General features: G+C 37.0%; 11 protein-coding genes. 9 read left to right on the top strand and 2 right to left on the bottom strand.

Annotation, left to right across the window (positions count from 1 at the left end; all coding sequences use genetic code 11):
• The first annotated feature begins 189 nt into the window (after positions 1-189).
• Both G4D63_RS08475 and G4D63_RS08470 read left to right on the top strand, forming a co-directional pair.
• Positions 190-1479: an SLC13 family permease gene (locus G4D63_RS08475; RefSeq protein ID WP_163179197.1), complete on the top strand. Its 1290-nt coding sequence runs from the start codon at positions 190-192 to the stop codon at positions 1477-1479.
• 92 nt (positions 1480-1571) lie between these two features.
• Positions 1572-2219 carry a DUF421 domain-containing protein gene (locus tag G4D63_RS08470; RefSeq protein WP_163179196.1) on the top strand — a complete coding sequence of 216 codons (648 nt, stop codon included), beginning with the start codon at positions 1572-1574 and terminating at the stop codon, positions 2217-2219.
• A 96-nt stretch (positions 2220-2315) separates the two neighbouring features.
• Here G4D63_RS08470 and spoVB read toward each other — a convergent pair whose 3' ends face one another.
• The gene (spoVB, locus tag G4D63_RS08465; RefSeq protein WP_163179195.1) at positions 2316-3872 is read right to left on the bottom strand and encodes a stage V sporulation protein B; all 1557 of its coding nucleotides are present in this window, start codon (positions 3870-3872) and stop codon (positions 2316-2318) included.
• 165 nt (positions 3873-4037) lie between these two features.
• On the opposite strand from spoVB, the gene G4D63_RS08460 reads away from it, so the two are divergent.
• From G4D63_RS08460 to secDF, 3 genes are all read left to right on the top strand, one after another.
• A complete protein-coding gene (locus G4D63_RS08460; protein ID WP_239585904.1) occupies positions 4038-4532 on the top strand; it encodes a COG2426 family protein in 495 nt (164 codons plus the stop codon).
• 308 nt (positions 4533-4840) lie between these two features.
• Positions 4841-5104: a post-transcriptional regulator gene (locus G4D63_RS08455; protein WP_163179194.1), complete on the top strand. Its 264-nt coding sequence runs from the start codon at positions 4841-4843 to the stop codon at positions 5102-5104.
• Between the two features lie 116 nt (positions 5105-5220).
• Positions 5221-7470: a protein translocase subunit SecDF gene (gene secDF, locus G4D63_RS08450; protein ID WP_163179193.1), complete on the top strand. Its 2250-nt coding sequence runs from the start codon at positions 5221-5223 to the stop codon at positions 7468-7470.
• Between the two features lie 211 nt (positions 7471-7681).
• Here the strand turns inward: secDF and G4D63_RS08445 are convergent, their stop codons facing one another.
• On the bottom strand, positions 7682-8545 hold the full coding sequence (locus tag G4D63_RS08445; RefSeq protein WP_163179192.1) for a cation diffusion facilitator family transporter: 864 nt from the start codon (positions 8543-8545) through the stop codon (positions 7682-7684).
• 196 nt (positions 8546-8741) lie between these two features.
• Here G4D63_RS08445 and G4D63_RS08440 point away from each other — a divergent pair, with 196 nt between their 5' ends.
• The 4 genes from G4D63_RS08440 to G4D63_RS08425 all read left to right on the top strand — a co-directional run bounded on the left by G4D63_RS08440 (position 8742) and on the right by G4D63_RS08425 (position 12965).
• Entirely contained in the window at positions 8742-9641 is a 900-nt protein-coding gene (locus tag G4D63_RS08440; protein WP_163179191.1) for a cation diffusion facilitator family transporter, read from the top strand.
• Positions 9642-9657: 16 nt separating this feature from the next.
• Complete coding sequence (locus G4D63_RS08435; protein WP_163179190.1) at positions 9658-10032, top strand: LapA family protein; 375 nt, start codon at positions 9658-9660, stop codon at positions 10030-10032.
• Positions 10033-10094: 62 nt separating this feature from the next.
• Positions 10095-12437, top strand: coding sequence for a single-stranded-DNA-specific exonuclease RecJ (gene recJ, locus G4D63_RS08430; RefSeq protein WP_163179189.1), 2343 nt, complete (start codon positions 10095-10097; stop codon positions 12435-12437).
• A 15-nt stretch (positions 12438-12452) separates the two neighbouring features.
• Positions 12453-12965 (top strand): adenine phosphoribosyltransferase, encoded by a 513-nt coding sequence (locus G4D63_RS08425; RefSeq protein WP_163179188.1) that lies wholly within the window; start codon positions 12453-12455, stop codon positions 12963-12965.
• Positions 12966-13087 lie beyond the last annotated feature (122 nt).

Below are 13087 nucleotides of genomic sequence, written 5' to 3'. Positions count from 1 at the left end.
CAATCTAATTAGCTAGAGATCTTCTAGCCAAGCTCTTTAGAACAAGCATATTCATGTCCTAATCAATTTAGAATGAAAAAGATTGGGAGAGAGTAGATTCTTCCTACAGTTTTTATGCTTTAAGCATGTCCCTACACTTCAAAACATAGTATGAGATAGAGATACTTGAAAAGTAGGGGTGGCAGAAACGTGATAACGGTCTTGACATGTCTCATTTTTATAGGAAGTTACATCCTCATTATTTCTGAAAAGATAGACCGTACTTTGGTTGCTGGTATGGGTGGGGTTTTAATGCTGATTGTGGGAGTCTTTGATACGGAAAAGGCTTTTTTAACGTACATTGATTGGAATACCATAGCCCTGTTATTTGCAATGATGATCTTAGTCTCTGTTACAAGTAAAACAGGTATATTTGAGTTTATTGCTATTGCTCTCGCCAAGGGAGTAAAAGGGCATGCCATTCCGCTATTATTTATGCTTTCTCTTGTAACTGCTCTTGGCTCTGCCTTCTTAGCTAATGTTACGACAGTGCTTTTACTAGTACCGATTCTTTTTAAAATCGTAAAGATCTTGCAGGTACCCGCCATTCCTTATTTAATTGGAATTATTTTATCGGCTAATATCGGTGGTACGGCAACACTCATTGGTGATCCACCTAATATGATGATTGGACAATCAGTAAAACACTTAACCTTTAATGATTTTCTAGTGCATTTATCCCCTGTTGCTATTTTTATCTTTTTAATGGTCATGTTTGGAATTATTGTCAGTTATCGAAACAGACTTATTGTTAGTGAGACCAATCGGTTACAGCTGATGGCTCTAGACCCCAAACAGTTTATCAACAAAGATTCGTCTTTGTTGCCTTCAATTGCCGTTTTACTTATAACGATTTGTGGCTTTGTTCTAAATCCATTGTTACATATTGAGTTAACGAGTATCGCACTTGCTGGTGCGGTATTAATCTTATTGTTAACAAGACACACCATTAAAGCAGAGAAAGTGTTGAAGGAGGTTGATTGGCCCACGTTATTCTTTTTTATAGGGTTATTCCTATTAGTAGGTGGCATTGAAGAGGTAGGAATAATCGATGAGCTTGCTAGAGGAATCATTTATTATACAGAAGGAGATTTGCCTAAAACTGCCTTATTAATTCTTTGGTTAACAGGTCTATTCTCGGGTATAGTCGATAATATACCTTTTGTTGCTGCTATGATCCCTGTCATTATCGAATTTCAGGATTACGGCATGACTAACTTAGATCCACTCTGGTGGTCCTTGGCACTGGGAGCTTGCCTTGGTGGAAACGGTACTTTGCTGGGAGCATCCTCGAATTTAGTTGTTGTTGGACTTGCACTAAAAGAAAAGGTACATATCCAATTTATCGACTTTATGAAAATCGGTATTCCAGTTGTGGTTGCTTCCTTAATCGTGTGCACCGTTTATATATATTTCAGATACTTACTGCCATTTCTCTAAACAATGGAAAATCCTTCCCCTTATGAAATAAACAAGGTTGTATAAACTAATGTAGAAAATATGTGGAGTTTCAAAAGGGGGAGTAGTTCTAAATGGAGTATGTCACAATCATTGCTCGTACTCTGTTTTTATATGCCCTGATTGTAATTATTTTTCGTTTGATGGGCAAAAGGGAAGTTGGAGAGCTTAGCATATTGGATTTGGTAGTATTCATCATGATAGCTGAGAGTGCAGTAGCAGGAATCGAAAGTCCTGATAAGCCTGTAATTGAAAGTGTTTTACCCATGCTATTATTAATGATCATCCAAATATCTTTAGCAACAGTATCTTTGAAAAGTAAAAAAATTAGAGACCTACTGGATGGAGAACCATCAATGCTAATCGAGAACGGCAAAATCAATGAGGAGCAGATGAAAAAACAGCGGTATAACTTTGATGATTTACTCACACAGCTAAGAGACAAAAATGTAAACAATTTAGCTGACGTCGAGTTTGCTATTTTAGAACCAACAGGAAAGCTATCAGTATTTGAAAAGGATCATAAGAAAAGAAGTACTCTCCATCTACCGTTAATTATCGATGGATCCGTTCAAGAGAATCACCTCAAAATATTAGATAAAACGAACTTTTGGTTACGTCAGCAGCTGCGTGATTTAGGATATCGCAATATCAAGGAGATTTCATACTGCAGCTACGATAATGGAGTTTTTTATATCGATTTAATAGACAAAAAAAAGTAACCCCTATTTCTTAAACATATAGGAAGGTTACTTTTTTTGTGTCATTTTTTTTTGAAAGGTGCTGTGGTGTACCAAAAACCAAAAAATCCTATTAGCTTAAATACCAAAATATTTGCCGATAAAAGGAATTCTTCTGAGTTCTTCTTTAAGGACTAGTTTAAAGAGGATGAGAAGAATAAAGTATATGATGGATGTTACTGCGATCGCCAGAAGTGTTCGGAAAATAAGCGGAGCAGAATCAAACATATACATAAAGAAATAATGACCAGCAAGACCAGCTAAAACCATGGTTATAAAACTATTGATATATTCACGGGCATAGATGGTGTAAGAAATGACTTTGATTACAGTAGAGAAATGTAATAGTGTAACAAGCATAATTCCAATTACAATCGCTAAAGCTGCTCCCATAATCCCTAATTCAGGTCGAGTAGCTAAGGCGAAAATCACAGCAATCTTGATAACAGCTCCAATCACGCTATTAATCATCGCAGCTTTCGCGAGGTCCATGGCTTGCAAGACAGCCTGTAGTGGCCCTTGGAAATAATAAAAAATAAAGAATGGAGCCATGACTTTTACATAAATAGCTGCAGCGGACGAACCATACATGAGCTGCATCACGGGTTCTGCAAACACGTATAACACAACTACTGCAAGTCCTCCTGACACAAACGATAATCGGAGTGCTTGTTGTAGACGATGTTCAATTAAAAGCGTTTTATTTTTCGCAGCCGCCTCACTAATTGCAGGGACAAGAGAAACAGATAACGAATAGGTAATAAATGATGGTAAGAATAACAACGGTAAAGCATAGCCAGTCAACTCTCCATATTGCTTAGTTGCAATGGTAGTTGTCACACCTGCTATTAATAAGCTTTGCGTTACTACAATCGGTTCAAAGAAATAAGCAATGGACCCAATTAACCGACTTCCTGTTGTAGGTAACGCTATTGACATAAGACTTTGAAACGTTTCTTTACCCGATTTAACAGATTTGAAAAAGTTTTTTCTAACTCGAACACGCTTTTTCATTTTAAACATCATGATCATATAAAGAAGAGAAATCAACTCACCAATGACCACAGATATCATCGCACCAGCAGCAGCATATTCAACTCCATATGGTAAAAACGCTTTAGTGAATACAGCAACTAACGTTATTCTCACAACCTGCTCAATAACCTGAGAATAGGCAGCTGGTTTCATATTTTGTCTACCTTGGAAATAACCCCTCAATACAGCAGAAATTGCGACTATTGGTACAATAGGGGAAATCGCAATCAATGGATAAAAGGTTCGTTCATCAGTTAACAGAGTTTGAGATAAAACAGGTGCTAAAGCAATCATTCCCGCAGTAAAAATGATGCTAAGAATTCCTGTAGTGGCTAATGATACAACAAGAATCTTCTTTATTCTTTTTCGATCACCAACTGCCTCCGCTTCAGCGACTAGCTTAGAAATAGCAACTGGTAATCCTAATTGAGTGAGGGTAATCGTAAGTAATAGTGTAGGAACTGCCATCATGTAAAGTCCTACGCCTTCCTCCCCCATAATCCTAGCAACAACAATTCGATTAACGAATCCTAGAACTCTTGTTATTAATCCGGCTAAAATTAAGATTAAAGTCCCTTTTAGAAAGGTTTGTTTCGACATGAGCTACCCTACCTTCTCAAACGCAGTGTTATCATATACAATATCTATATGCGATAAGGTGGGCCAAGCATGACAGAAAGAGGACAACATATGTTTTAATTTATTTGAATATAATTCCCATATCTATTTCTAATAGAACTTATACGGATAAAGGGGATTAAAAAAATGAAAGAAAAGATTAGTGATTTCATAGTTCAAAATCTAACGTTTTTGCCTCCAGAAATACTTGTCATGATTGTATCCGCAATGCCTATTCTAGAGTTAAGAGGGGGGTTACCTCTCGCCTATCTCCATTATGACTTCACACTTATTAAATCTTTTACTTTGAGTGTGATTGGAAATATCCTTCCTATAATCCCAATTCTGCTTTTGTTTCAGCCAATTAGTAAGTGGCTTCTACAATTCAATTGGTATAGTAGGCTTTATGATTGGCTTTATAATCGTACAATGCAGAAAAGCAATAACATTGAAAGATATGGGGCTATCGGACTCATGCTTTTTACAGCTGTACCGTTTCCGACAACTGGAGCCTATAGTGCATGTATTGCAGCTTTGTTATTTTCAATTAGATTCCGTTATGCTCTAATTTCGATTAGTCTGGGAGTAGTGGTAGCTGGAATCATAGTTAGCCTCGGGATGTTATCCATCTCCATTTTTTAGTAGAGGCTATATCATCTTAAAAGGCTGTTTAGTAGAGATTGTTGTATCTTGAATTACATAGTGGAATGGAGCGGAAAACACTTGACTCCTGCGGGACATAGAGGAAAGGTCGAGACCCCGCAGGCGAAGCCGAGGAGGCTCGACTTCCTCCCCGCGGAAAGCAAGTGTTTGGAGCGCAATGGAACGAGCGTTATCTATAAAAATCACAAAGTATACTGAAAAACAGCCTTCTAAAAACAAGGAGATTGATAGGAGAATATAGAAAGTTGTTTATAGGTTAGTTAAAAGTTGGACAAGGAGGAAATAATATGAATTGGGAAGAAATGCGAGAATATGTCCAACCTGCCATTCAAAGTAAGGTTGAAGAATTTCATATTTATGGATTAAACCGAGCAAATGAAGCTGAGGTGTGGGATTGCTTAAAAAAGAAAAAGTGGAAGAAACTAGACGAACCTAAGCCACTTCGTGATACCGTTAATGATATTCTTTCATTATCAACAACTGTTTATATGAGTTTTGTCACGGTGGAAGCCTATAAGGAACCATTTGTCTTTCCTAGTTTCCCCTCTTAATGAGATAACAAATTGACAGAGCATATGGATTCTTTCATAATTAAACGGTACATATACACTAGCAATTATACTAATCATCATAGTACTCGCATTTAAGAAGGAGGATTTACTAAAGAATGGTCAAAAAAGGTCGGATAATTATATTTTTTCTATTAGTCTTGCTTCTAGGTGGGCTAATTGGTACAACGACAACTGGAGTGACGAATGATATCAAGCTAGGATTAGATCTCCAAGGTGGCTTTGAAGTACTGTATGAAGTGCTACCTGCAGAAGATGGAGATGTGATTACACAGGATATCTTAATTAGCACGGTAAAAGCTTTAGAAAAACGTGTTAATGTTTTAGGTGTAAGTGAGCCAAGAATTGATATTGAAGGCGATAATCGAATTAGGGTTCAATTAGCAGGAGTTGACGATCAAAATAAAGCCAGAGAGATCTTATCAACTGAAGCTAAGCTAACATTTAGAGATGTAAATGATGTTGAACTTTTAGATGGGGCAGACCTAGTCGAGGGGGGAGCATCCCAAACCTTCGATCAAAATAATAAGCCTATTGTAGCGATTACTTTAAAAAGTGCTGAGGAATTTGCTAAGGTAACTAAGCATGTTCTAGACTTAGCACCACAAAATTTAATGCCAATTTGGTTAGATTACGAGGAAGGAGACTCTTTTTCTGAAGAGTCCCTAAAAGAGACACCCAAGTATTTATCAGCTCCATCGGTGGGAGAGGTATTTAACACAACCTCAGTGACTATTACAGGAGATTTTACGATCGAAGAAGCAAAAGAATTAGCTGATCTTTTAAATGCAGGCTCCCTGCCAGTTGAATTAAAAGAAATGTATTCTACTTCTGTAGGAGCGCAGTTTGGAGAGCAGGCTTTACAAAAGACTGTATTTGCTGGAATCATAGGGATTCTCCTTGTATTTGTTTACATGTTAATGTTCTACCGATTCCCAGGAGTTATTGCCGTTATTACATTAAGTGTTTATATTTATCTAGTTCTATTGGTGTTTGATTGGATGAATGGTGTATTAACTTTACCAGGTATTGCTGCACTTATTTTGGGTGTAGGGATGGCAGTTGATGCAAACATCATTACCTATGAACGGATTAAAGAAGAATTAAAAACTGGTAAATCAGTTATGTCAGCTTATAAAGCCGGTAACCGTCGTTCGTTAGCAACGATTCTTGATGCAAACATCACGACCTTACTAGCGGCAGGAGTATTGTTTGTCTATGGGACAAGCTCTGTAAAAGGGTTTGCAACCATGCTTATTGTCAGTATCTTATTAAGCTTTATTACTGCTATTTGGGGTACGCGATTATTCTTGGGCCTTTGGGTTAACAGTCGCTTCTTAAATAAGAAAGTTTCTTACTTTGGTGTTAAGGAAGCTGATATTCAAAACATCGAAACTGGAGAAACAGATTATTATATCCCAACTAGGTTCGATAAATTTGATTTTGTAAAGCATCGAAAAAAATACTTTATGTTCTCGGGGGCAATGGTTGTAATTGGTGCAATCCTGTTATTAACCTTAAAGTTAAACCTTGGAATTGATTTTGCAAGTGGAACTCGTGTTGAAGTAATGTCTAATGAAACATTAACAGTGGAAGAAGTCGAAGCAGAGATTGCTGCTCTTGATTTTGAGATAGAGCCAAGAGACATTACCTTATCTGGCGATCAAAACGAAATAGCTGTTTTGCGTTTTCTTGATACGTTTACTGAAGATGAAGTTGCTATGTTAAAGAGTCATTTTATCGACACATACGGTGCAGAGCCGAATGTTAGTACAGTCTCTCCTACTGTTGGGAAAGAGCTTGCTAAAAATGCATTTATTTCGGTATTAATTGCATCAATCGGTATCATTATTTATGTAACAATTCGCTTTGAAATTTATATGGCGATTGCAGCTATTGTAGCCTTGTTGCATGATGCATTCTTTATTATTGCATTCTTTAGCTTATTACGATTAGAGGTTGATCTAACCTTTATCGCGGCAGTTCTAACGATTGTCGGGTATTCAATCAATGATACGATTGTAACCTTTGACCGAATCAGAGAAATAATGAAGATTCGTGGTAAGAAGGTTAAGACCTTTGATGACCTAGCATCTGTTGTAAATGATAGCTTACGACAAACGCTAGGACGTTCTGTAAGCACAATCTTTACCGTTGTCATTGTAACAGTTGCGTTGTTGCTGTTAGGTAGTAGCGCCATTACTAACTTCTCACTAGCACTATTAGTAGGTCTAATTGCTGGTACGTATTCTTCATTATTCATTGCTGCTCAGCTATGGCTAATATGGAAGAGTAAGACCCTAGGTAAAAAGAAGGCAAGACCTGTTGAGGAAGATTTAGAGCCATAAAAATGACAGAAGGCGTGAATTCATGTGAATTCACGCCTTTTTTACATACTTGATACGGAAGTCGCTGATAAATACTCCGATATCGCCGATAGATCTAGATTGTCGCTGATAAATAAAGCTAGAACGCCGATATACAAAAAATATCGCCGAAATAAATGTGATAGCATCACGCAAAAGCATAGATAAGAGGGAAAAGTTTATAAAAGAGCCACTACCTTGGCTCTATATGAATATGTGCATATTGAATGTTGTGTTTTTCAGATAGCTTCCGCTCAATTTCCTCTGTAATATGATGACTTTCAATTACATTTAAGTTATGATCCGTCACAATAGTGATGTCAGCGAAAACTTGATTACCGTGCATTCGAGCTTTTACACTTTTTACTTTCTCTATATTTGGGTTATTTTTAATGGTGGTTTTAATTTCTTCTAATTCCTGTATTTCAAATCCATCAGTTAGCTCTAATGTTGCTTCCTTAAATACACCTACACCGGTTCTAATGATGATCAATCCAACTAAAATCGCAATAACAGTATCGAACCAATATAGACCGAACTGTGCAGCGCTTATACCGATAAAGGCTCCAATACTTACTAGAGAATCAGATAGGTTATCTTTTGAGGCTGCCTTTATAGATTGACTTTTTATTTTTTTGGCTAAGTTACTATTGTAAAGGTAAACAGAAAACATAACGATGGAACTACCTAATGCTACCCAGCCTGTAAACATGCTAGGTGCCGAAGTAGCGGTATTGTTTAAATTCTTAATTCCCTCAATAGATACTTGAATACCTACCGACACCATAATGAATGCAGCTACAAGAGAAGCAATTGTCTCTGCACGATAATGGCCATATTGATGATTTTTATCAGGAGGTTTTCTTGCGATTTTTAACCCGATTAAAACCGCAACAGAAGCGACTACATCAGTTGAGTTATTTAATCCGTCAGCCATTAATGCCTTTGAATTACCAAAATATCCAATGATTAATTTTAATGTTGATAAGACAATGTATGTGCAGATGCTCAACCAGGCGCCTTTTTCCCCCAATTTAAGGTTATCATATGCCTCCATTATATTCCTCCTAACAGATTAGCTTTTTCTTCTTTCTCTACACGTATTATTAATCTTTTTAATTTTAATTATCCTTTTTAACGAAATGAGAAAAATTATGTCAGAAAAGTTTACCCAAAACTCTTTTCACTCTTTCTTTTTCAAATATTAGGTTACAATATAATAATGTTGTGTTGTAAGCAAAGGATGTGAATTAATGGGGGAGCATAAAGACCGCTTTAAAGAGGCAGAGTTTGCAGCGATGGTAGGTGTCGTTGGAAATATAGTCTTGGCCTTGATTAAAGGGATTGTTGGTGTAACAAGTAATAGTAGGGCTTTAGTGGCCGATGCTGTTCATTCAGCATCTGATATCGCTGGGTCTTTTGCTGTATACATAGGGTTAAGAGCTGCAAAACAGCCACCTGATGAGGATCATCCATATGGACACGGTAAGGCAGAATCAATTGCTGCAATTATTGTATCCGTATTACTATTTCTAGTTGGAATAGAAATTGGAAAATCATCAGTACAATCTTTCTTTCATGAGATTTCAGCACCAAAGATGGCAGCTGTTTATGCCGTTGTATTTTCTATAATTGTGAAGGAATGGATGTTTCAATATAAGTATAAATTGGGTAAACGTATTAACAGTGATGCTATTATTGTTAATGCCTATGAACATAGGTCAGATGTTTTTTCATCCATTGCTGCTTTGGTCGGAATTAGTGGGGCCATTATAGGCGGTAAGCTTGGACTAGAGTGGATGGTTTATTTAGATCCTGTAGCAGGGTTAGTTGTTGCTTTAATGATTATCAGGATCGCATGGAAACTTGGTGCTGAATCCATACATAATACGTTAGATCATGTACTTCATGATGAGGATACAAAGGAATTAAGAGAAATAGTCATTCAAGTTGATGGAGTGAAGAAAATTGACGCACTTTTTGCCAGGGAGCATGGTCATTATGTGATCGTGGATTTAAAAATCTCTGTCGATCCATACATCACGGTTGAAGAGGGACATAGAATAGGTAAAAATGTAAAGGAGAAGCTCTTAGAGCATTCACAAGTACAAGATGTTTTAATTCACGTAAATCCATATAATGAAGAAGACTAGTAAGGAGGAGATATTTATGAAGGGACAATGGACTCTCATTATCGCTTTAGTATTTGCGTTAATTGTTGCCATTTTTGCTGTTATTAATGTTGATCCAGTGAGAGTGGATTATTTGTTTGGAGAAGCTTCATGGCCACTTATTCTAGTGATTTTAGGTTCAGCTGCGATGGGTGCCTTTGCAGTCGGTGCAGCGGGGCTGTTTCGGATTATCTTATTACAAAAACGAGTACGTCAGTATCAAAAAGAAAATGAGCAATTAAAAAAGAAACTAGATGAGCATTTTCAAAATGAAGATTTGAGAAAGCAGAATTATTTAAAGAGCCAGGAGCAGAAGAATGAGGACTCTACAGAACGTACAGAAATAGATGCTCCGGAGCAAAAGCTAGAATAAATTGTTACCATTGTCACCCCTTACCCTGTCCTGTATAATGATTGGGTCAAGGGGTGATTTATTTGCTTTCGTCTAAAACAAGGTGGATTCAAAAGAAAACGAATGAGGAACTGGCTAAGCAGCTTTCAACGCAACTTTCGATTTCAAATATGGTAGCCAATTTATTAGTTAGTAGAGGCATCACCACTGCTGAAGAAGCTAATTCATTCTTAAATATAGAAAAAACAGAATTTCACGATCCATTTTTATTAACAGGCATGGATCAAACAGTAAAACGAATACATCAGGCAATAGATCAACATGAAAAAATCTTAGTGTTTGGTGATTATGATGCGGACGGTGTTAGTAGTACTACCGTCATGCTTAGGGCCTTACGAGCTAAAGGGGCACATGCTGATTTTTACATACCTAATCGATTTCGAGAAGGCTATGGTCCAAATAGAAATGCATTTCAATGGGCAAAGGAACAGGGATACCGTCTTATTATCACAGTCGATACAGGAATATCTGCATTAAGTGAAGCCCAATTTGCTAAAGAGCTAGAGATGGATCTTATTATTACGGACCACCATGAACCTGGGCCGGAGTTGCCAGATGCTTTTTCCATTATCCATCCTAAACTTCCGGGAGGAGCTTATCCTTGTAAGGAGCTTGCTGGGGTTGGAGTAGCTTTAAAGGTTGCACATGCCTTACTGGGAGAGTGTCCGACCGAATACGTAGGAATGGCAGCAATCGGAACCATTGCTGATTTAGTTCCTCTTCATGATGAAAATCGATTAATTGCTGTTAAAGGGATAAAAGCATTAAAAACTACAAATAATCCAGGTATTCGTGCTTTATTGTCGGTTTGTAATGTTGACCAAAGAGATGTTACAGAAGAAACAATAGGTTTCTCGATTGGTCCTAGAATTAACGCAGCGGGAAGATTAGGAGATGCTGACCCAGCTGTTGAACTGTTTCTAACAGAAGATGCTGAAGAAGCAGAGTTTATTGCGAATGAAATTAATGAACTAAATAAAGAAAGACAAAAAATAGTTAATGAAATAACCTTAGAAGCAATTGAACTGGTTGAAAAGGAATATCCTTTAGAAAATAATTCGGTCTTAGTGATTGGAAAAAAAGGTTGGAATGCAGGAGTTATTGGGATCGTAGCATCTCGACTCGTTGAAAAGTACTATAGGCCAACCATTGTATTAAGCATAGATGAAGAAGGACTAGTGGCTAAGGGATCGGCTAGGAGCATAGAAGGCTTTGATTTGTTTGAAAACTTATCGACATGCCGTGATATTCTACCTCATTTCGGTGGACATACCATGGCTGCTGGTATGACTGTTGATGTAAGTAATGTCGGTGAGTTAAGAGAGAGATTGATTCTACTCGCTAATGACAAGTTAACAGAGGAAGATTTTATTCCAGTTACACATGTTGATGTGGTGTGTAAACTTGAGGAGATTACGATTGACTCTATTGAAGAGCTTAGTAAATTAGCACCTTATGGAATGGGAAATCCTAAACCAAAAGTGACAATACCCTATGCATCTTTGTCTCAAATGAAAAAAATTGGACAAGATCAAAGTCATCTAAAGTTATTGCTAGAACAGTCTGGGACAAGCTTGGATGCTATAGCATTCGGATTTGGAGAGGCTTTTGATCAGATTTCAAATTTAGCTAAAGTCTCTATTTTGGGTGAACTATCCATTAACGAATGGAATAACTTTAGAAAGCCACAGGTTATGGTAAATGATATTTTGATTGAAGAGTGGCAGTTATTTGATTGGAGAGGTCATAAAACTGTTAATAAACAGATAGAATCAATTTCTCCGAACAAGCGCAAAATAATAGTCTTCAATGAAGAAACAATAGAAAGATTAAATTTGCATAATTTCCATGACCATATACTAAGGGTTCAGGATCAAGACCAACAGGAAATAAGTGGACATCAGGATTATTTGGTGTTGGCAGACCTTCCGCCGTCCCTGTCACTATTAGAACAGATTATTACTACAACGAAACCAGCAAGAATCTATACTATTTTTCACCAATCGGAAACGCATTTCTTTAATACGATACCGACTCGAGAGCATTTTAAATGGTTTTATGGTTTTCTTGGGCAAAATAAGCAATTTAATTACAAGACACAAGGCGATCAATTAGCCAAACATCGTGGTTGGTCAAAAGAAACAATACAGTTTATGTTAAAGGTGTTTTTTGAACTAGAATTTGTTACAATAGACAGTGGCATGGTAACACTTTCAAATTCACCCCAAAAACGTGATTTGACAGACTCAAAAACATACATGCTGAAACAAAACCAAATAGAAATCGAAAATATGATAATGTACTCATCTTATTCCCAATTAAAAGATTGGTTTGATCATGTTTATAGAGGATTGGTTACCGTATAGGAGGCAACATTACTAATGGATTATAAAAAATATGTAACAGTCGTACCAAACTGGCCTAAAGAAGGTATTCAGTTTAAAGATATTACTACATTAATGGACAATGGTGATGCATATAAAAGTGCTACAGACGAGATTGTCAAATTTGCCAAAGAGCAAGATATTGATTTAGTAGTAGGTCCGGAAGCAAGAGGCTTTATTATTGGATGTCCGGTAGCTTACGCACTTGGTGTTGGGTTTGCACCTGTTCGTAAAGAGGGCAAGCTTCCTAGAGAGGTAATCAAGGTACAATATGGACTTGAGTATGGATCAGATGTTCTGACTATGCATAAGGACGCGATTAAGCCTGGACAACGAGTGCTTATTACTGATGACTTGCTAGCTACAGGTGGAACAATAGAAGCTACGATTGACCTTGTTGAACAACTTGGTGGAGTAGTAGCAGGAATTGCCTTCTTAATTGAATTAAGCTACTTAGATGGTCGTAAAAAGCTTGACGGTTATAATGTGTTAACTTTAATGACTTACTAATAATGTATAATGTAAAAAAAGAGTGTTTACGAGACACTCTTTTTTTAGAATCTTCGTTTTGGTTTGCTTTGAATAATTTTTTCGCAGGTTATTTATTTTTAGATTTGGCAAAATGGATAAAA

Source organism: Bacillus mesophilus, assembly GCF_011008845.1.
Lineage (GTDB): Bacteria > Bacillota > Bacilli > Bacillales > SA4 > Bacillus_BS > Bacillus_BS mesophilus.
The sequence above is the reverse complement of the archived record's forward strand: the minus strand, read 5'-3'. Positions and strand labels throughout refer to the sequence as shown.

Bases quoted from the DNA above. Each gene is read 5' to 3' on its own strand.
- G4D63_RS08470 (WP_163179196.1), top strand. From the start codon at position 1,572: ATGGAGTATGTCACAATCATTGCTCGTACTCTGTTTTTATATGCCCTG.
- spoVB (WP_163179195.1), bottom strand. From the start codon at position 3,872: ATGTCGAAACAAACCTTTCTAAAAGGGACTTTAATCTTAATTTTAGCC.
- G4D63_RS08460 (WP_239585904.1), top strand. From the start codon at position 4,038: ATGAAAGAAAAGATTAGTGATTTCATAGTTCAAAATCTAACGTTTTTG.
- G4D63_RS08455 (WP_163179194.1), top strand. From the start codon at position 4,841: ATGAATTGGGAAGAAATGCGAGAATATGTCCAACCTGCCATTCAAAGT.
- secDF (WP_163179193.1), top strand. From the start codon at position 5,221: ATGGTCAAAAAAGGTCGGATAATTATATTTTTTCTATTAGTCTTGCTT.
- G4D63_RS08445 (WP_163179192.1), bottom strand. From the start codon at position 8,545: ATGGAGGCATATGATAACCTTAAATTGGGGGAAAAAGGCGCCTGGTTG.
- G4D63_RS08440 (WP_163179191.1), top strand. From the start codon at position 8,742: ATGGGGGAGCATAAAGACCGCTTTAAAGAGGCAGAGTTTGCAGCGATG.
- G4D63_RS08435 (WP_163179190.1), top strand. From the start codon at position 9,658: ATGAAGGGACAATGGACTCTCATTATCGCTTTAGTATTTGCGTTAATT.
- G4D63_RS08425 (WP_163179188.1), top strand. From the start codon at position 12,453: ATGGATTATAAAAAATATGTAACAGTCGTACCAAACTGGCCTAAAGAA.